An 18,539-nucleotide genomic window follows, 5' to 3' on the forward strand; every position below is an offset into this window, starting at 1 on the left:
AAGGGTGAGCTCAGTACAGGACGAACAACCGATCTCGATCGTCCTCGAGGCCAGGCCCGTCCTCAGCTACGCGATGGCGCACAACGAGATCCCGGTCATCTCCCGGCTCGCGATCGAGAACGTGCCGGCCGACGCGCAGGGCGCGCGGCTGCGGCTGGACGTCGCCGACGCCGCCGGGTCGATCGGTGCCCCGCGGGAGATCCTGCTCGACCTGCACGCCGGGCAGCCGGCCGTCCTGAGCGATCTGAAGCTCGTCCTCGACCCCGCCGCGATGCTGCAGGTCGAGGAGCAGCGTCCGGGCGTGATCCGGGCGCGGTTGGAGATCGACGGCGTGGTTCGGGCGGAGGAGGTCGTGCGGACCGGGGTGCTCGCCGCGCACCAGTGGCTCGCGACGCCGCCGGCGCTCGCGCTGGAGATGCTCGCCGCACACGTCATGCCCAATCACCCGGCGGTCACCGCACTCATGGGTGAGGTCGCCGACTGCCTGCAGCGCAGCACCGGAAGTCCGTCGCTGCAGGGTTACCAGTCCGGTCCGGAGCGGGTCGACGAGATCGTCGCCGCGATCTATACGGCGATGCAGGCGCGGGGGATCCGCTACGCCGAGCCGCCGGCGAGCTGGGCCGATGTCGGCCAGAAGGTCCGGACGCCGGGGGAGGTGCTCGACGAGCGCATCGGCACCTGCCTCGACACCGTCGTCGTCATGGCGGCGGCGCTGGAACAGGCCGGGATTCGTCCGCTGATCTGGCTCGCCGAGGGCCACGCCTTCCTCGGCTACTGGCGGGAGGAGACCTCGCTCGGCACGGTCGCCGAGTTCGACGTCGGCGGGCTCGTCAACGATGTCGATCTCGGGCGGATGGGGCTCGCCGAGACCACCGCGCTGACCGTACGACCCGAGCCGATCCCGTTAGCCGAGGCGCGGCGGCTCCCCTACGCCGACCATCTCACCGGGGACCTCGGCCACGTCGTGGGTGTGGTCGACGTGCACCAGGCCCGGGTGGACCGGATTCTCCCGCTGCCGGCCAGGACCCGCGACGAGGACGGCCAGGTGATCGTCACCAGCTACACGCCACCCGCCGCGGGCGCATCGGTCTCCGCGCCGCGGGACGCGCCCGGACGGGTCGCGCCAGGGAGGCCGGCCGAGCCCCCGCGCGTGACCCGCTGGAAGAACGCCCTGCTCGACCTCAGCCTGCGCAACCGTCTGATCAATTTCACTGCCCGCTCCGCGCTGTCGCTGGCCATACCGGACAGGCACCTGGGGCTGCTCGAGGACCTCCTGCACCAGGGCGGCTCGATCACCCTGAATCCATCCGACGACCTCGCCGCGATCGACCGTGAGCGCGGGATCCGCCACGGGGGAGAACTGCCACTCGCCACGCTCATCGAGCTTCTGCAGGGCAAGCGCACCGCCTACGCCGACGTCACCGACGCGCAGTATCCGAGCCGCCTGCGCGGTCTGGCGTACAAGGCCCGGACGATCCTGGAGGAGACCGGCGCCAACAACCTCTACCTCGCCCTCGGCACCCTGGCGTGGGAGTTGGACGGCCGGGTGCTGCGCTCGCCGCTGATCCTCGTGCCGGTCACGCTGAGGGGCAACGCACGGGGCGGCCGGTACCGGCTCGTGCTCGACGAGGCGGGCTCTTCGACCCCGAACTTCTGCCTCGTGGAAAAGCTGCGGCAGGTGCACGGGATCGACATCCCGGGTCTGTCCGACCCGGTCACCGACAACGCCGGCATCGACCTCGACGCAGCCTTCGACGCGACCCGCCGGGCGATCGCCGAGCGCGGGCTGCCGTACCGGGTCGAGTCGACCGCGGACCTCGCCGTCCTGCAGTTCGCGAAGTTCCGGCTGTGGCGCGACCTCGACGAGAACTGGGCGACCTTCGTCGAGAACCCGCTCGTCGCGCACCTGGTCGAGACGCCGACCGAGGCGTTCGCCGACCCGGTTCCCCCGCCGGCGTCGCCCGACCTCGACGGTCTCGACGAATGTTGCCCGGTCCCCGCCGACGGTTCCCAGCTGCGCGCGATCGCCGAGGCCGTCGCCGGGCGCACGTTCGTCCTGGAGGGGCCACCCGGCACGGGCAAGTCCCAGACCATCACCAACCTGTTGACGCGGGCCGTGGCCGAGGGCAAGCGGGTGCTCTTCGTGGCGGAGAAGCGGGCCGCTCTCGACGTCGTCCAGAAGCGTCTCGATGCCATCGGCATGGGGCCGCTGTCGCTGGATCTGCACGACAAGGGCAGCAAACCCGCCGCCGTTGGCGAGCAGATCAAGCGCGCGCTCGAGCACGCCGCCCCTGCCGACATCCAGGACCACGGCATCAGAACCGAGGAGCTGCGCGCGGCCAGACGCGTACTCACCCGATACGCCGAGAAGCTCCACGAGTCCAACGCCGCGGGCCTTTCCCTGTACGAGGCGCGCGGCGCCGCGCTCGCGATCGGGGACGACGTTGCACCGATGCCGGTCCCCGATTCCCTGCTGACGGGCGCGAGCCCGGACACGGTGGCCCGGCTGCGGCACCTGTTCAGCACGCTGCCCGACATCGCCGACCTCGCACACCCGGGGGCCGGTCATCCGTGGGCCTTCGTCGACGATCCCGCGGCCGTCGACGTGTCCGCCGCGCATCTCGCCGCCCGTCGGCTCGACGCCGCGCTGCCGGCGCTGCCGCCGGGGCTCGGGCCGGCCCTCGCGGCGGTCCACGTGCCGGACGATCTGGCCGTCCTGGCCGATCTCCTCGAGATCGCAACCCCGCTGCAGGTGCTCGACGAGGCCCGTGCCCCGCGCTGGCGCCAGGCCGTCGAGGGCGCCCTGCGCGCGGTCGAGCAGTTCGCCTCCGCCCCGCACCCGGGTCTCGAGCTGGTGACGAGCGGCGTCCTCGATCTCCCGGTCACCGAGATCCACGAGGAAGCGTCGGCGGCCGCCGCGTCCGGCTTCTTCGGCCGGAAGAAGCGCCTGATCGCCGTGCGCGATCGGCTGGCGCCGGTGATGCGGGATGGCGCCACGATCAAGCCGAAGCGCCTCACCGAGCTGACCGCCACGCTCGCCGATCTGCAGGAGGAGGTGCACGCCCTGGCCGGCCGGGTGTGTGCGATCCCGGGCCTGGCCCTCCCGCCGGGTTGGAACCCGTTCCGCGAGGACGACCGGCGGGCGCTTGCCCAGCGGGTCGAGCGGCTGCGGTGGGCGGCCGGTGCCGTCGATCCCGCGCATCCCGACCCGGCCCGTGCGCGTTTCGTCGCGCCGCTGCGCACCGTTCTCGCCCAGGCGCCCGAGACCGATCCGCGGTCGGTGCGGGAGGCCGCCGCCGCGGCCGACGAGCTCCTGCGTGTCTGCGGCGTCACGACCGCAGCCCTCGCCGCGTGGGCGGGTGGCGCCGGTCTGCCCGACCGCTGGCGGGCGACGGCCGCGGCGCGCGGGCTCGGCGATCCGCAGCTCGGCTCGCTGCGACACTGGCTCGACTTGCTCGGCCATCTGGAGCCGCTGCGCGCCGAAGGCCTCCACGAGGCTCGGACCGCGATCCTCGACGGCACGCTCGATCCGGATGAGGCCCGTCGCAGCTTCGAACTAGGGCTCGCCCGAGCTTCGATCGACGAGCGCCTCCGCACCACCGGCCTCGATCGGTTCGACCCGTCGGCCCACGACCGCTCGATCAGCCGGTTCGTCACCGCCTCGGGGGGCGTCCGCGACCACCTTGCGACCGTCGTGCCGCACCAGGTCATCGCGGCGCGGGACTTCGAGCCGCGCGCCACCGGCGGAGAGGTCGGGCGGTTGCAGCGCCAGCTCACCATGAAACGCGAGGGTATGAAGGTGCGGGAGCTGATGACCAGGTTCGGGGACCTGATCACCCGGGCGCTGCCCTGCGTGCTCGTCAGCCCCGACTCGCTCGCCCGGTTCTTCCCTGCCACGGCGGGGCTGTTCGACATCGTCGTCTTCGACGAGGCCTCGCAGGTGCGCGTCGCCGACGCGATCGGGGCCATGGGGCGCGCGCGCTCCGTGGTGGTGGTCGGCGACAGCAAGCAGATGCCGCCGACGTCGTTCGCCGAGAGCAGCTTCGCGAGCGACGACCTGGATTCCGACGGTGCGGAGGAGATCGTCGAGGACGAGGAGTCCATCCTCATCGAGTGTGTCCAGGCGCGGGTGGAACGCCATCGGCTGTCCTGGCACTACCGCAGCCAGGACGAGTCGCTCATCGCGTTCAGCAACCATCACTACTACGACGGCAAGCTGTCGTCGTTCCCGGCTCCGGCGGCGTCGGGAACGGGGGTGTCGCTGGTCCGGGTCGACGGGACGTTCCACCGCTCGGGCCCACGCGTTACGTTGCGCACCAACCCGGTCGAGGCCGAGGCTATCGTCGCCGAGATCCGGCGCCGGTTCGCCGCGTCCCCGCAGGTGCCGCCTTCTCTCGGCGTCGTGACCTTCAACCAGCAGCAGCGCGCGTACATCGAGGGTCTGCTGCGCGACGCCGGGGACCAGCGGCTGCTCGACGCCCTGGAAGATCCGGACGGGCTGTTCGTCAAGAACCTCGAGAACGTCCAGGGTGACGAGCGCGACGTCGTGCTGTTCTCGACCGCGTTCAGCGTCAACGAACGCGGTGTGCTGCCGCTCAGCTTCGGGCCGCTCAACCGGGTGGGTGGGGAGCGCCGGCTGAACGTGGCCGTGACCCGCGCCCGTCGCCAGGTGATCGTCTACTCCAGCTTCGCCCCGGCGCAGCTCCGTACCGAGGAGACGTCGTCGGTCGGGCTCCGGCACCTGCGCACGTACCTGGAGATGGCCGCGAACGGGCCCGCCGCGCTGCCGCGCGATGCGCGGCCTCGAGCCGTGCCGGACCGGCATCGCGCACAGATCGCGGATCGGTTGCGCGACAAGGGAATCGTAGTCCAGACGAACGTCGGGCTCTCCGGATTCGTGATCGACCTGGTGCTCGGTGATCCCGACGAGCCGCGCGTCGCGGTCCTGCTCGACGGCCTGCCGTGGTCGAAGCGGCTGACCGCCCGGGACCGGGACGCGCTGCCGCGCGAGGTCCTGACCGATGTCCTCGGCTGGCCCGCGGTCGAGCGGGTGTGGCTACCGGACTGGCTCTCCGACCCGGAGGCGGTCCTCGATCGGCTGGTCGCGTCCCTGGCCGCCGCCCCGCGTGTGGTGAGGCGGCCTTCCGCCGCGGTGCCGGCACCTGTCCCCGAGCCGCAACCCTCGGCCTCGGTTTCCGCGTCACCGCCCCCGGCGCCGGAGCCGCCGCGCTCGCAGGCGCGCTCCGCCGCCGCCTCCGAGGGACTGGCCCCGACGCTCGTCGCCTCCGCCGCGATCCCTGCACCGGTGGACGAAACGGAGCCATTCGGCGCCGATGTGTTCGTGCCGTGGGAGATTTGTCCACTTGGGACCGTCGAGGTGCTCGATGCTCTGCCGACGCGGTGGGCCGCTGCCCGGGTGGCCGCCGCGCTCGAGGAGGTGGTGGAGGCCGAGGGCCCGATCCATACCGATCGTCTGGCGCGACTCGTGGCAAACGCCTTCGGGCTGACGAAGGTCCATGGTTCCCGCAAGAAGGCCATTCTCCGGCACCTGCCCCGGGAGCTGCGCAAGGACCCCGACGAGCCGGTGATCTGGCCGGCCGGGCGGACACCGGAGGAGTGGGTCGGGTTCCGGACGACGCCCGACGGCACGGGGCGCCCGATCAAGGAGATCCCGTTGCGGGAGATCGTCAACGCCATGGCGGCGTCAGCGCCGGCAGCGGCCGGTATGTCACCTGATGAGCTCCACATCGAGATGAAGGCCGTCTTCGGCTGGGGCCGCCTCGGCACCGACATCTCCCAGCGGTTGAAGGCCGCGCTCGCGTTGGGTCTGCGGTCGGGCCGGCTGCGGATGGAGGACGGGATCGTGACGGCGTGCTGACTCGTCCCCAGCGCGGACATGTGCAGATCACCGCCCGCGGCAAGGAGGTGCTGGCCGAGCGGCCGGAGCGGGTCGACATGCAGTTGCTGAGCAGGTTCGACGATTACCTGGACTACTGGGCTCGGACAAATGTCACTGTGAGACTCGAAGTGGTCGCTCAAGCCATGAGCGCCTCCGGTGCTCGCGCCGGCCGTGAAGGGGCTGACCTTCTCCCGACACCGCGATGAGCGGTGCGATTCCTCTTCGGGTTTGTCGTCTTGATGCGGTCGTCGCGATCCCGGGCTTGCGACACGCAGTCCGGCAACCGCTGGCCTGCCGCGGTCACTCGTTGATCGCTGCCAGGCTCGGTGCCGGTGACCACGACTGACCCGAAAGTCTCACTGGCCGAGAACGTGTCGTGCCTTCGCGTTGGATATGTCGTCGTTGGTCGCCGGCGCCGGCCTGGCCCACCGAACCGCTGGCCTGATCAGAAGCCTGGCCGACCTGTGGGTCGTGCCTCATCACAGTCCTGCCGCGCGGTGACCGCACCCAGACCGGCGCCGACTCATCGGCCCCTACCGGAGGGAACCGCATGTCCATGCTGACAGGACAGGTCGAGGTCGTCATCGGCGTCGACACCCACCGCGACACCAACACCGCCGCGCTCGTCGACGCCGCCACCACCGCCGTCCTCGCCCACACCGACTGCACCACCGACGCGCTGGGCTACAAGCGGCTGCTCGCCTTCGTCGACAAGCACGGCCACGGCCGGCGGGTCTGGGCAATCGAGGGCACCGGCAGCTTCGGCGCCGGGTTGACCACATTTCTGCTCGAACGTGGCGAGTGGGTCGTGGAGATCGACCGGCCGGCGCGGCGCAATGGCGCCAAGTCCGACGAGCTCGATGCCGTCCGCGCTGCCCGGGAGGCCCTCGCACGCGAGCACTTGGCCGCGCCACGAGCCCGCGGAGACCGCGAAGCCATGCGGGTGCTGCTGGCCGCTCGCCAAGGCGCCGTAGTGGCCCGCACCCGGGCCATCGGGCAGCTCAAAGCGCTGATCGTCAACGCCCCCGAGGCCCTGCGCGAGCAGCTGCGCCGCGGCACCACCGACCAACAACTTGACCGCTGCGCCCGGCTGCGCACCCTGCCCAGCCACAGCATCGAGCACCGCGCCACCGTCCGCGCGATCCGCGCCGTGGCCCGCCGCGCGCTGATGCTCGAAGCCGAGGCCGCCGAACACGAAACCGAACTCGAAGAGCTCGTCACCGCGGCCTGTCCCGGCCTGCTCGAGCTGCCCGGCGTCGGTGCCATCACCGCCGCCCAGTTCCTGGTGTCCTGGTCCCACGCCGGCCGGCTGCGCAACGAAGCCGCCTTCGCCGCCCTCGCCGGGGTCGCACCCATCCCGGCCAGCAGCGGCAAAACGGTCCGGCACCGGCTCAACCGCTCCGGCGACCGCCAACTCAACCGCGCCCTGCACACCGTCGCACTCTCACGTCTACAACATCACCCGACGACCAAGACCTACGCAGCCCGCCGCACCACCGAGGGCAAGACCCCCGCGAGATCAAACGCTGCCTCAAACGAGCTATCGCCCGCGAGATCTACCGACTCCTCGAAGCCCACGCCAAAGCCGAAAAGAAGATCAACCAGGCGGCTTGACAGTCATAGAAGCATCTTCGAACGAACCCTCGGGCGACCGTGGACGTGGCCGCGACGGACCGCGGCACCCCATTGGAAGCGGTCGCCGAGGCCATTCGAGAGAGTAACGAGGCACTGGCGGCCGAGGTCCTGCAGCGCGTGCTCGACCAACCGCCCGCGTTCCTGGAGCAGCTCGTCCTCACCCTGCTCAGCGCGCCATGGGATACGGCGGTCGGGCTGGCGCGAGCACCGAGCACCTGAGCCGCTCGGGCGACGGCGGGATCGATCCGGACGAGGCTGCGCTGGAGTCGCTGACCGAGGAGTTCCCCTGGGTCGACCTGCTGCCCGACGACGATCGCCGACGATTCGCCGTGGACTTCGTCCGGGCGGTGCAGGCGTCAGCGGAGCTGGGCCAGTGGTCGGTGCTGGCACAGGTGCTCGTCGAGTGGAGGGCGACCGCCGCGATCCATGCGGACCCGGCCCTCGCCGAGGAGCTGTCTCGGCTGATCGACGGGGACTTCGGCCCGGTCCCGGCACCGGACGGGAGCTGATTCATGCCCGCGAAGCGTGGCGACCGCGTCGCTCCGCCCGCGCGTTCCGGGGGTTGGGAGGCTCGGTTCGCGACGTCGGAGGCCGCGAAGGGCTGGGAGGAACTCCGCCGGATCGCGCGGGCGAACACCTGGGAGGCGTGGGTCGTGCTCACCGAACGGCCTACCCGTCCCGAGAACCCGGCTCGCCAGCACCGGCTCCGGGGGCAGCTCGCCGAGCGCGTGATCGGAGGCCGGACTCTGGAGCAGTGGCAGTACGAGGTCACTGCGGGCGGGCGGATCTGGTACTGCCCGGATGCCGAACGTCGCATCGTCTGGGTCGTCGCCGCCGGACCTGCTCACCCCAAAACCACCGAGTAGCGAGTGCGCCCGCGGGGTCAGCGTGGCGGGTGGACATCTGCGCGGGACCCCACGCGCAGCACCGTGATAACCCGCGCATCCTCGTCGATGCTCACTGTCCGTCCCGCTCGCCGAGATCGAACGGCGGCCCGGGCGGTTGCGTCGTGGCTCACCTTGCTGCCAGTTCGGCAACGACGAAGCCGTCCCGCTCCACCGGCGGCCCGACCGCCACGTCCACGGGCACGGTGAAGCCCGGGCCGTCGACGACGAACGTGTGGAACTCGCCGCGTTCCCCGCACGGGTCCACCCCGTCGGGCAGCCCGTCGAGGAAGGCCTCGTCGAACCACCGGCCGGCCAGTTCGGCGGGTGCCTGCGCGGGGTCGACGCAGGTGACGACGGCGCGCAGCCCGCAGCGCAGCATCTCGGCGGCCAGCTCCGCGGTGGGGCGGCCCCAGAGCGGGAACATCGGCGCGACGCCGGAGTCGGCGATCGACCGCTCCCGGTACTCGCGGACGTCACGCAGGTGCAGGTCGCCGAACACGAGCCGCTCGACGCCGGCGCGGCCCGCCGCGGTGAGCGCCTCGTTCGTGCGCGCTTCGTAGATGTCGTTCGGGCAGGGCCACGGCAGGTCGACGGTGTGTAGCGGCAGGCCGAGGGCATCGGCCTGGGCCTGCACGAGTGCGTGCGGAACGGCGTGCACCGGGACCCGGCGGGTTGCGGCGTTCATCGTGGTGAGGAGGCCGACGACGTCCACGGCGCGGGTCTCCCGGACCGTGTGGAGGGCGAACGCCGCGTCCTTGCCGGAGGACCAGCTGACCCAGCCGCGGGTGGGGTTTGTCATCGCCGGAGAACCTACCCGGCGGTCGAACCTGCTCACTCTACCGATCGGACGGCTACCAGATGACCGGAACGACCCCGGCCGAGGAGATGGCCCGATCCGCCGTGACCAGGGGTGTGCGCAGCTGCGCGGCCGTCGCGAGGATGAACCGATCGAATGGGTCGGGCAGCTTATCGAGCAGGACCCGGTCGAAGTGCTCCGTGGTCTCGGCCATGATCGGGGCCACGTCGAAGTTGGTCGCCGGGTCGAGCACGGTCCGCCGGAGGGGCTCGAAGGCCCCCGGGGCCGAAGATCAGGACGTGCGAGTCCGCGACAACCTTCATCCCTGCGAAGCGGCTTCGCTGTACTGCGCCACGCGCTCGGCCTTCGCCTCGTCGAGTCCTCGAATCAGGGCCTCGACCGCCTCGGCCGAGACGGTGCCCGCCAACGCTCCGGCCATGCGCTTGCGCTCCGCCGGGCGCTGCTCCGGGACCAGCCGCAGGTGAGCACAGGGTCGCAGGCCAAGCCGGGCCAGCTCGCTCGCCGGACCGGGTTGTCGGACCAGGTCGTGATCCGCTGGCTGCGGATCCTCCGGCAAGAGGGACGGGTCGAGCCCACCGAGAGCGTGAAGAGCCCGAACGTTGAGGAGATCGACGACGTCCATGGTGCCGGCCTCCCGGACCGCGTGGAGGGCGAACGGGCGAGTGCAGCGGCGGGTCAGCGTGGCCGGTAGACGTCCGCGCGGTGCTCCACGCGCAGCACGGTGATGAGCCGCTCGTCCTCGTCGATCCGGTAGATGATGCGGAACGAGCCTCGCCGCGCCGCGTATCTGCCTGCGAGTTCCCTGCGAAGCGGTTTGCCGACGCGGTGCGGGTTGATGCGGAGACTTCCGGTCACGAACTCGATGACGGCTGCGGCCACACTCTCGGGCAGCTTGTCCTGGAGCATCCGGACCGCACTCGACGAAAGCTGGACCTCGTACGGATTTGTCACCGTCGCGGCCGGAGCGCCCGGATCGCGTCAACCCCGCGGACCACTTCGCCGCGGGCGGCCTCGGCCTCGGCCTGCCGGATATCGGCGAGGGCCTCGGGGTCGCTGAGGATGTCCAGGGTCTCCTCAAGGGCGGCGAGGTCCTCATACCCGATCAGGACCGCCGCGGGTCGGCCGTTGCGAGTGACAATCACGCGCTCGTGTTCCCGTTCGGCACGGTCGACGAACTCGGACAGATGGTCCCGGACGGTACGCAGCGACTCGATCGTCATGGCCACAATTGTGGCACATACAGAGCTTCTCGGACGGCGATTCCGTGCTGCGGACGGCGCCTACATCGAGCTGTCGGAGGAGTTGTACGAGGTCCTGAAGGACGTCGTGACAGCGCTGTCCCAAGGCCTGGCGATCACTGTTACTCCACAGCACACCGTGCTCACCACCAGCCAGGCCGCTGATCTGCTTGGCGTGTCGCGGCCGACGCTGGTTCGGTTGCTCGAGGCTGGGAAGATCCCATTCGACAAGCCCGGTCGGCATCGGCGGATCCGGCTTCGTGATTTGCTCGCCTACCAGCAGCGGGTGCGCCGGGCCCGCGCGGCTGGGCTCGAGGAGATGGTGCGGGCATCCGAGGACGCCGGGCTGTACGACCCTATCGAGGACGCCGGGAGGATTTGAGGGGTGAGCGTCCACAAGGAGATCGCGTTCGAGGACGCGCGATCGAGCGGGCGATGCTGGAGTCCGGCTGGCGGCAGGGACAGCCCGCCCACTACCGGCGCGAGCTCGGCCTCGACACCGCCGAGCTGTTCGCGTTCATCGGCGCCACCCAGATCGACAAGTGGAACCAGCTCGTCGCGTTCGAGAGCGGCGATCCCGACGCCGCTCAGCGGACGTTCGCCGAGCGCGTCGCCCGCGAGATCGACGCCCGCGGCACGCTCGACGTCCTGCGCCACGGTGTGAAGGACCGCGGTCAGCTGTTTCGCCTCGCCTACTTCCGGCCCGCCCACCCGCTCGCCGACGATGCACTCGTCGAGTACGAGAAGCACCGCCTGACCGTCACCCGGCAGCTGTACTACTCGCAGAAGTCGCCGGAGCGCTCGCTCGACCTCGTCCTGTTCGTCAACGGGTTCCCGGTCGCCACCGCCGAGCTGAAGAACCCGCTCACCGGGCAGACCAGCGACGCTACGTACCTGGTGCCGGACGGCGATGGCGACGAGGACGGTGACCCGCTCACCGCGTCCGCGCTGGCCCGTGGCCGTCACGAAACACTGTCCTATTTCGCCTTCACCGCGACCCCGAAGGCCAAGACGCTGCATCTGTTCGGCACGCCGCGTCCCGTCACGGGCAATCCGCAGCCGTTCCACGTGTACTCGATGCGCCAGGCGATCGAGGAGGGCTTCATCCTCGACGTCCTGAGCAGCTGCGTCACCTAGCTGACACGCCAGCTCATTCGCGTCGACGGTACGGCCGTGTGGTGTGAGTCGACACCACTGGACTGCGTCCGGATCCCGGTGATGGGTCGCACCGCCTCAAGATTGTCGGCGCTCCGTGTGATCCTCTAAGGATGCCCCGTGATGATCGCGGATGCCGATCAGCCGGTCTCGGCCGATCGCACTGCACCCGGGCGGGTCGGGGCACGACAGATGGGGAGAGCTGCACGATGCCGGAGTGGGATCCGCTTCTTCGCGACCAGGTCACCCGCCTCATGGGCGTACTGCGCCAGCTCGCCGTCACACGGAACAGCCCCATCCGGCACACGTCGGGATACGACAAGGTCATGTGGTTGGACGATGTGCAGAAGCACCGCACCGTCCAGATGCCGACCGGGCCCGGAGATGAGCTGCTGCGCGTGCAGCGCGTGCAGCTCGAGCCAGAGCCTCCGGCGCCCCGGGAGCTGGTGCACTGGATCCAGCGGCCGGCGGACACGGACGGAACCCGAGAGCCAGCGTTGCGACAACACGGGTCCCTGCCCGGCATCGGGCAGGTCGACCTCGACGATGCGCCGGAGATCCGCGCGGCGTTCGACGAGTGGATGACGCTCTGGCGGCCGTGGGCCGAACGTGAGCGGCGTCGCCGTCCGTACCGGCGGATCTTCCAGACGCTGTTCGACCTGCACCGGATGGCGACGGACCGGCCGGAGTCGGTGGAGCTCGTCCTCTCCGCCGGTCTGCTGCACCTCCCGGCGCCCGCCGGGGAGCAGGGCGTGCACGTGCACCTGCTCACCCAGCCCGTCCGGGTCGAGCAGGATCTCGAAACGGGCGAGATGGTGTGCACGCTCGCTGACGACACGGGGTTGCGCCTGGAAGACGACGAGCTGCTGTCCGGTCGGCCGGACTACGACCCGTCCGGATCGGCTGTGCTGCGAGACCGGCTGCTGGAGCTGGCCGAGACCCCGATTGACCCGGCCATCGCGGTGTTCCTCAAGGAATGGGCGGAGCGCGCGCTGCGGGTCGTCTGCACCGTCGAGGACACGGGGGACGAACCGTCGGGCGATCAGGCCCGGCTGAGCGTGGCGCCTGCGATCGTCGCGCGCCGTCGCGGCGCCTTCGCGTTGCGCGAGTACTACGGCGCGATCTCGCGTTCGCTGACCGACTCGTCGCAGCCGCTCCCGCTGGGGCTGGCGCAGCTCGTCCGGCCCATCGAGCCCGAGGACCGCATGGCGTGGCTCGAGCGCTCCGGTGGGCTGGCGCCGGTCGACCTCGCCGAGCAGCCGTTGTTCCCGCTGCCGGCGAACGAGGAGCAGTCGCAGATCATCCGCAGGCTCGGCTCGGACACCGGCGTCGTCGTCGAGGGCCCACCGGGAACCGGCAAGACCCACACCATCGCCAATCTCGTGAGCGCCCTGCTGGCCCGCGGGCAGCGCGTGCTCGTCACCAGCGAAAAGGCCCAGGCGTTGCGGGTGCTGCGGGAGAAGCTGCCGCACGGCATGCAGGAGCTGTGCGTCTCGATCACCGACGTGTCCCTCAAGGGCAAGTCCGACCTGCAGAAGAGTGTCGCGACACTGGCCGGACGCAAGAGCGACTTCAATCCCGATCGCGCCGACCGCCTGATCGCCGACCTCATCACTCGTCGCGACGACGTGCAGCGCAAGCGGGCGCTGCTGCTGGAGGACATCCGCGCACTGCGCGAGACGGAGACCTATCAACACCCGCAGATCGCTCCCGGCTTCCGCGGAACGCTGTCCGAGATCGTCCGGACATTGACGGCGACCGCTGAGCAGGACGGCTGGGTCGGGCAAGGCGCCCGCGGTGAGCTACCGCTCACCACCTCTCAGATGGACGAGCTGCTGCGGCTGCTTCGGGAACGCAGCGACCGGCGCGCGTCCCGACGCCACCAGCAGCTCCCCGAACCCGGCGAGCTCCTCCCCTCGGACCGGTTCGCCGAGCTCGCGGAGGCCATCGCGTGTGGCGACGAAGCCCGTTCCGGCGCCGAGAGCGGCCTCGTCGGCGCACTGCAGGACCTGCCACCCGACGCCCTCGGGGAACTCGCGCCCGTCTGCGCGGAGATCTCGGAAGCGACGGTCGAGCTCCGGAATCTCCCGGCTCAGGCGTCCTGGGCGCTGTCGATGGCCGACTCCCTGCTCGCCGGCAGCGCGGAGCATCTGTGGCAGCGCGCAGTCGAACAGCTCCCGGCCGTCGACGCCGCCGTCGACCACGACCGCGCGGCAGGCTTCTCACGCATGACCGTTGCCGCTGACATCGACGCTTCCGACGCGGCACGGGTGTTCGAGCGGTTCGCCGAATATCTCGCCAACGGTGGCTCACTGCGTCGGATGTTCAAGAGCGCGGAGCAGAAGGACGCCGAGCGGTTCGGAGAGAACGTCCGTGTGGAGGGCGCGGCTCCCGTGACGGCGTCGGCTGCCGGTGCCGCAGCGAAGCACCTGCGCGTGCTGGAGATCGCCCGCGTTGTCGACAGCGCATTCCAGCCGCTCCGGATGGGGATACCGCTCGATGCGGACCGATCCGTGCTCGTCAATGCCATGGTGGAGCTGCGCCGCAGCTGCACGGCGGTCGACCGCGTGCTGCGAGCCGCCGACGCGCTGCGCCGGCTGTTCGCGGCGCTCCCGCCCGGTGAGCGTCCGACCGTGGTCGGCGTGCCCGAGCTCGAGCGGATCGCCACGATCGCGGTCGCCGTCACGCAGGCGCGGGTCGCCGCGCTCGCCCGCGCCGAACTGGACGCCGCCGCAACTGCCCTGCTGAACGCGGTCCCGTCGCCGGCGCGCAGCCCCGAGCTGACCGGCATCGTCGACGCGTACCGCCGCACGGATCCGGCGAGATACGAGCAGGCATTGGTCGCGCTCGACCAGGCCCGGTGCGAACAGCGTGACCAACACCGGTGCGATGAGTCGCTGAGCCGGTTGCGCTCGGCCTCGTCCGCCCTGGCCGACGAGGCCGAGACGCGCCCCGGCGACACGATGTGGAACCAGCGGCTGGCTCGGTGGCCGCAGGCGTGGGCCCACGGCTGCGCCGCGACGTGGCTTGTAGAGCAGGCTACCCCGGGGCGAGAGCAGCGTCTGGAAGGCGAGCTGGACATCGCGGTCAAGGATCTGCTCAAGCTGACCGGTGAGCTCGCCGCCGCGAAGGCATGGCGATCGTGCCTCAGCCGAATGACCGCGGAGCAGGTGCAGGCCCTGCAGTCGTACCGCAACGAGATGATCAAGGTCGGCAAGGGCACGGGGAAGTTCGCCGAGCGCAGCCGCCAGGCGGCACGGGAGGCGATGGCCGTCGCTCAGTCGGCCGTGCCGGCCTGGGTGATGCCGATCCAACAGGTCCTCGCCTCGGTGCCGCCCAAGGCCGGATCCTTCGACGTCGTGATCGTCGACGAGGCGAGCCAGGTCGACCTGACCAGCGTGTTCCTGCTCTGGCTGGCCCCTCGGGTGATCGTGGTCGGCGATGACAAGCAGTGCACGCCGTCAGAGGTCGCGAGCGGGGCCCTCCAGCCGATCTTCGATCGGCTCGACGCTGAGCTGCACGACATACCGACGTATCTACGATCGGCGTTCACTCCGAAGGACAGCATCTTCTCGCTGCTGCGCAGCCGCTTCGGTCAGGTGGTCCGGCTTCGCGAGCATTTCCGGTGCATGCCGGAGATCATCACGTGGTCGTCGAACATGTTCTACCGTGACGCCCCGCTGGTCCCGCTGCGTCAGTTCGGGGCCGACCGGCTGCCCCCGCTCCGCGCGACCCACGTGGCCGGCGCCGTCACCGAACCCACCCGAGGATCCGTTGCCAACCGCGCGGAGGCCGCCGCCATCGCCGCGTCGATCCGTGCGTGTCTCGACGATCCTGCATACGGGGGTAAGACGTTCGGCGTGGTTGTCCTGCAGGGCCATCCGCAGGTCGACCTCATCGGTGACGAGATCAAGAAGCTCGTCTCACCCGAGGAGTGGCGCGACCGAAGGTTGCGGATCGGGGCGCCTCCCGACTTCCAGGGCGACGAGCGCCACGTCGTGTGGCTGTCCCTCGTGGTCGCGCCGAACTCGCCGCGCACCGCCTTGACGAGACTGAACTTCGAACAGAGTTTCAACGTGGCGGCGTCACGCGCCCAAGATCAGCTGTGGCTGTTCCACTCCGTCACCACGGATCTTCTGCGTCCGGCGGACCTGCGGCGGTCGCTGCTGGACTACATGACCTCGGCCGGTTCGAGCGGGATCGAGCCGGTCCTCACCGACGTCGACCCGGACCGGCGGCACGATGCGTTCGACTCGCTGTTCGAACAGCGCGTGTTCCTCGACCTCGTCGCCCGTGGCTATCACGTCACCCCGCAGTTCGAGACGAATGGGCGACGCATCGACCTGGTCGTGACCGGGACCGCGGGGAAGCTGGCCGTCGAGTGCGACGGCGAGGCGTTCCACACCACGCCGGAACAGCGGGAGGCCGACCTACACCGCGAACAGGAGCTCAAGCGGTGTGGCTGGACATTCGTACGCATCCGGGAGTCGATCTACTACCTGAATCGGGAGGAGGCTCTCACCCCGGTGTGGGCGGCGCTGGATCGGTTGGGGATCGGCCCGTTCGGCGAGATGGCGAACGGGACGTGGATCCCGCGGTCGCAGACGCTGGACGGCCCCGAAACATCCACGTTGGAGGGCCGGCTACCGGCGGAGCCGCCGCGTGAGCGCTGAGTTCGACTCGCTGGTGCGCCGGGAGGCCCAGCGCTGGCTCACGCTGCGCACCAACGACGGGCAGATGCGGCGCACATCGTGCCGGACCGGGACGAGGCCGGGATCGCGGCGGTGCGCAACGGCCTGGCCCTGTGCAAGATCCACCACGCGGCCTACGACAGCCTGGTGCTGGGGATCCGTCCGGACCTCGTCGTCGAGATCCGGGCGGACCTGCTGGAGGAGATCGACGGGCCGATGCTCGAGCACCGGCTGAAGGGCCGGCACGGCCAGCGGCTGATGGCCGTGCCGAAGGTCAGGGCCGAGCGTCCGGACGTCGAGCTGCTCGAACAGCGGTACGCGACCTTCCGGGCGGCCGGCTGACCGTTGTCCGGGCCGGACGTGACGTCCCGATGCGGCTCGGACAATTGCGTTGCGGGGCATCTCGCTGCCGGTTCGGCGGGTGCCAGCGCGAGGGGCCGCAGCGGGTACAACCCGATATCCGATCCAACACAGGACAGCTGGCATAACGCGTTGCGTTATGCTGGGGTGGTGCTGCGTTCGTTCGCCGACAAGGACACCGAACGGGTCTGGCGACGTGAACGATCACGCCGGCTCGACCAGCACACCCAACGCGCAGCGCTGCGCAGGCTGCTGATTCTGGACGCGGCCGAGACCCTCGACGACGTGCGGGTCCCGCCCGGCAACCGCCTGGAGAAGCTGCGTGGGGACCGAGCCGGGCAGCACAGCATCCGGGTCAACCAGCAGTGGCGCATCTGCTTCCGCTGGACCCCGGCAGGACCGGAAGACATCGAGATCATCGACTACCACTGAAGGAGGCTCCCCATGGGCACCGCCCCGGCCATGACCCCCATCCATCCCGGCGAGGTCCTCGCCGAGGAGTACCTCGCCCCGCTGGGCATCACCCAGCACCGGCTCGCCGTGGCCATCCACGTCCCTCCGCGCCGGATCAACGAGATCGTGCACGGCAAGCGGCGTATCAGCGCCGACACCGCGCTGCGGCTGGCCCGCTACTTCGGAACCTCCGAGCGCTTCTGGATGAACCTCCAGAGTCGCTACGACCTCGAGGTCGAACGCGACCGCCTCGCATCCGCCCTGGACGACATCCAGCCACTGGCCACCGCCTGAGCCGAGCGTGCGCTGCTCCCGACTCCGCGGGCGGAGCTGGCGGAGGAGCTGTCGGTCGTGTCTGCGACTCAGCTGGAGGACGACACCGATCCCGCGGTGTGCAGCGTGGCAGGCGCGCTCTGGCTCATCGGCGCGGTCGCGGCCGTCGACGTCGATCGTCTCCCAGAGGAGCTGCGCAGCCGCCGCGTTCAGGTCCAGCTGGATATCGCGTGGGCCCGGGCGCAGCGACGGCGCGACGCAGCGGCGCTGGTGGCGTTGCTCGAGATCGAACGGTCTGCGCCACAGGTCACCCGCCGGAACGTCGTCGCCCGCGACACGATCCGCCGGCTCCTGGCCCGGGCTCGCGGTTCGAACGGTGTCGCGGTGCGGGGTCTCGCCCACCGCGCCGATGTCGCCCTCTGATGGCCGGGCAATCGCTGACGCTCGTGGTGTGCGGGGCGCCGCTGGCGGCCCGCGCGGCCGAGATGGTCGATGCGCTGAGCGGTCGGTGGAGCGTTTCGGTCGTCGCGACCGACGCGGCGGGCCAGTGGTTCGCCTCGCCGCCGGACCGCGATCGGCCGCGTCCCGGATGCCCTCGTCGCCTGCCCGCTGACGTTCAACACGGCCAACAAGGTCGCGGCGGGGATCATGGACACCAGCGCGGCCGGGGTGCTGTGCGACGCGCTCGGGGCCGGGGTGCCGATCGTGGCGGTGCCCATGGTGAACGACCGGCTCTGGGGCCACCCGGTGTGGACGACCACGCTGCGGACGCTCGCGGCGGCGGGTGTGCGGCTGGTCGACCCGCGTTCGGGGCAGGTCGGCGATCCGACCCCCGTGTCCTCGGGGACCGGGCCCGAGGTCGTCGCCGCGTTCGACCCGTCGTGGGTAATCGAGGCCATCGGCTGAACCCGCACCTTTGTGCGGGTCGCACCATCGTGCGGGTCCGAAGAGGCCGTCGGCGGTGTGCTGGTGCAATGATCATTTTCGACGATCTCGCACGCGTCCTCGCCGACGGGGATCCGCTCGTCTGGCAACGGCTCCTGCGGGAGCACTTCCCGAGTGCCGACGGGCGCTGCACCCTGTGCTCTCTCGGCGCCGGCCAGGGACGTCCGCACTGGCCGTGCCGCCTGC

The 18,539-nt window shown here is 70.7% G+C and carries 18 protein-coding genes and 1 pseudogene; 14 read left to right on the forward strand and 5 right to left on the reverse strand.

Going from position 1 to position 18,539, the window contains the following annotated elements:
• The first annotated feature begins 4 nt into the window (after window positions 1-4).
• The 6 genes and pseudogenes from G567_RS27050 to G567_RS0106190 all read left to right on the forward strand — a co-directional run bounded on the left by G567_RS27050 (window position 5) and on the right by G567_RS0106190 (window position 8,400).
• Window positions 5-5,878 carry a DUF3320 domain-containing protein gene (locus tag G567_RS27050; protein ID WP_037056072.1) on the forward strand — a complete coding sequence of 1,958 codons (5,874 nt, stop codon included), beginning with the start codon at window positions 5-7 and terminating at the stop codon, window positions 5,876-5,878.
• A gap of 20 nt (window positions 5,879-5,898) precedes the next feature.
• Window positions 5,899-6,105, forward strand: a complete 207-nt coding sequence (locus tag G567_RS0106165; protein WP_028929298.1) for a hypothetical protein — start codon at window positions 5,899-5,901, stop codon at window positions 6,103-6,105.
• A 350-nt stretch (window positions 6,106-6,455) separates the two neighbouring features.
• A pseudogene (locus G567_RS32840) lies at window positions 6,456-7,343 on the forward strand (IS110 family RNA-guided transposase); the annotation flags it as partial.
• A 215-nt stretch (window positions 7,344-7,558) separates the two neighbouring features.
• Entirely contained in the window at window positions 7,559-7,753 is a 195-nt protein-coding gene (locus G567_RS0106180) for a hypothetical protein (RefSeq protein ID WP_147201063.1), read from the forward strand.
• Window positions 7,711-8,043, forward strand: a complete 333-nt coding sequence (locus G567_RS27055) for a hypothetical protein (protein ID WP_051232417.1) — start codon at window positions 7,711-7,713, stop codon at window positions 8,041-8,043. The genes G567_RS0106180 and G567_RS27055 overlap by 43 nt, the downstream gene beginning before the upstream one ends.
• 3 nt (window positions 8,044-8,046) lie before the next feature.
• The gene (locus G567_RS0106190) at window positions 8,047-8,400 is read left to right on the forward strand and encodes a hypothetical protein (RefSeq protein WP_028929301.1); all 354 of its coding nucleotides are present in this window, start codon (window positions 8,047-8,049) and stop codon (window positions 8,398-8,400) included.
• 148 nt (window positions 8,401-8,548) lie between these two features.
• Here the strand turns inward: G567_RS0106190 and G567_RS0106195 are convergent, their stop codons facing one another.
• The 5 genes from G567_RS0106195 to G567_RS0106220 form a co-directional block, all read right to left on the reverse strand.
• Window positions 8,549-9,220, reverse strand: coding sequence for a Dph6-related ATP pyrophosphatase (locus tag G567_RS0106195; RefSeq protein WP_028929302.1), 672 nt, complete (start codon window positions 9,218-9,220; stop codon window positions 8,549-8,551).
• A gap of 52 nt (window positions 9,221-9,272) precedes the next feature.
• Window positions 9,273-9,470: a PIN domain-containing protein gene (locus G567_RS0106200; protein ID WP_028929303.1), complete on the reverse strand. Its 198-nt coding sequence runs from the start codon at window positions 9,468-9,470 to the stop codon at window positions 9,273-9,275.
• Between the two features lie 66 nt (window positions 9,471-9,536).
• Window positions 9,537-9,860: a hypothetical protein gene (locus tag G567_RS33970; protein ID WP_147201061.1), complete on the reverse strand. Its 324-nt coding sequence runs from the start codon at window positions 9,858-9,860 to the stop codon at window positions 9,537-9,539.
• 53 nt (window positions 9,861-9,913) lie between these two features.
• The gene (locus tag G567_RS0106215; protein WP_028929305.1) at window positions 9,914-10,189 is read right to left on the reverse strand and encodes a type II toxin-antitoxin system RelE family toxin; all 276 of its coding nucleotides are present in this window, start codon (window positions 10,187-10,189) and stop codon (window positions 9,914-9,916) included.
• Window positions 10,186-10,458 (reverse strand): type II toxin-antitoxin system Phd/YefM family antitoxin, encoded by a 273-nt coding sequence (locus G567_RS0106220; RefSeq protein WP_028929306.1) that lies wholly within the window; start codon window positions 10,456-10,458, stop codon window positions 10,186-10,188. Before G567_RS0106220 ends, G567_RS0106215 begins: the two co-directional genes overlap by 4 nt.
• Here G567_RS0106220 and G567_RS27060 point away from each other — a divergent pair.
• From G567_RS27060 to G567_RS27075, 8 genes are all read left to right on the forward strand, one after another.
• The gene (locus tag G567_RS27060) at window positions 10,457-10,858 is read left to right on the forward strand and encodes a helix-turn-helix domain-containing protein (protein ID WP_147201060.1); all 402 of its coding nucleotides are present in this window, start codon (window positions 10,457-10,459) and stop codon (window positions 10,856-10,858) included. The two genes, G567_RS0106220 and G567_RS27060, sit on opposite strands and share 2 nt — an antisense overlap.
• Before the next feature lie 53 nt (window positions 10,859-10,911).
• Window positions 10,912-11,613, forward strand: coding sequence for a type I restriction endonuclease (locus G567_RS0106230; protein WP_028929307.1), 702 nt, complete (start codon window positions 10,912-10,914; stop codon window positions 11,611-11,613).
• 227 nt (window positions 11,614-11,840) lie between these two features.
• Window positions 11,841-16,304 carry an AAA domain-containing protein gene (locus G567_RS27065; RefSeq protein ID WP_051232421.1) on the forward strand — a complete coding sequence of 1,488 codons (4,464 nt, stop codon included), beginning with the start codon at window positions 11,841-11,843 and terminating at the stop codon, window positions 16,302-16,304.
• A gap of 33 nt (window positions 16,305-16,337) precedes the next feature.
• Window positions 16,338-16,664, forward strand: coding sequence for an HNH endonuclease (locus G567_RS27070; RefSeq protein ID WP_084795910.1), 327 nt, complete (start codon window positions 16,338-16,340; stop codon window positions 16,662-16,664).
• 168 nt (window positions 16,665-16,832) lie between these two features.
• Complete coding sequence (locus G567_RS0106245) at window positions 16,833-17,114, forward strand: type II toxin-antitoxin system RelE/ParE family toxin (protein ID WP_028929308.1); 282 nt, start codon at window positions 16,833-16,835, stop codon at window positions 17,112-17,114.
• Window positions 17,115-17,126: 12 nt separating this feature from the next.
• The gene (locus tag G567_RS0106250; RefSeq protein ID WP_028929309.1) at window positions 17,127-17,429 is read left to right on the forward strand and encodes a HigA family addiction module antitoxin; all 303 of its coding nucleotides are present in this window, start codon (window positions 17,127-17,129) and stop codon (window positions 17,427-17,429) included.
• Between the two features lie 57 nt (window positions 17,430-17,486).
• Complete coding sequence (locus G567_RS0106255; RefSeq protein ID WP_028929310.1) at window positions 17,487-17,831, forward strand: hypothetical protein; 345 nt, start codon at window positions 17,487-17,489, stop codon at window positions 17,829-17,831.
• A gap of 150 nt (window positions 17,832-17,981) precedes the next feature.
• Window positions 17,982-18,314 (forward strand): flavoprotein, encoded by a 333-nt coding sequence (locus G567_RS27075; protein WP_084795911.1) that lies wholly within the window; start codon window positions 17,982-17,984, stop codon window positions 18,312-18,314.
• The last annotated feature ends 225 nt before the right edge of the window (window positions 18,315-18,539 follow it).

This window comes from Pseudonocardia asaccharolytica DSM 44247 = NBRC 16224, from assembly GCF_000423625.1.
GTDB classification, from domain to species: Bacteria; Actinomycetota; Actinomycetes; order Mycobacteriales; family Pseudonocardiaceae; genus Pseudonocardia; species Pseudonocardia asaccharolytica.

Bases quoted from the DNA above. Each gene is read 5' to 3' on its own strand.
- G567_RS0106195 (WP_028929302.1), bottom strand. From the start codon at position 9,220: ATGACAAACCCCACCCGCGGCTGGGTCAGCTGGTCCTCCGGCAAGGAC.
- G567_RS0106220 (WP_028929306.1), bottom strand. From the start codon at position 10,458: ATGACGATCGAGTCGCTGCGTACCGTCCGGGACCATCTGTCCGAGTTC.
- G567_RS27055 (WP_051232417.1), top strand. From the start codon at position 7,711: ATGGGATACGGCGGTCGGGCTGGCGCGAGCACCGAGCACCTGAGCCGC.
- G567_RS27060 (WP_147201060.1), top strand. From the start codon at position 10,457: ATGGCCACAATTGTGGCACATACAGAGCTTCTCGGACGGCGATTCCGT.
- G567_RS0106230 (WP_028929307.1), top strand. From the start codon at position 10,912: ATGCTGGAGTCCGGCTGGCGGCAGGGACAGCCCGCCCACTACCGGCGC.
- G567_RS0106250 (WP_028929309.1), top strand. From the start codon at position 17,127: ATGGGCACCGCCCCGGCCATGACCCCCATCCATCCCGGCGAGGTCCTC.
- G567_RS33970 (WP_147201061.1), bottom strand. From the start codon at position 9,860: ATGGACGTCGTCGATCTCCTCAACGTTCGGGCTCTTCACGCTCTCGGT.
- G567_RS27065 (WP_051232421.1), top strand. From the start codon at position 11,841: ATGCCGGAGTGGGATCCGCTTCTTCGCGACCAGGTCACCCGCCTCATG.
- G567_RS0106190 (WP_028929301.1), top strand. From the start codon at position 8,047: ATGCCCGCGAAGCGTGGCGACCGCGTCGCTCCGCCCGCGCGTTCCGGG.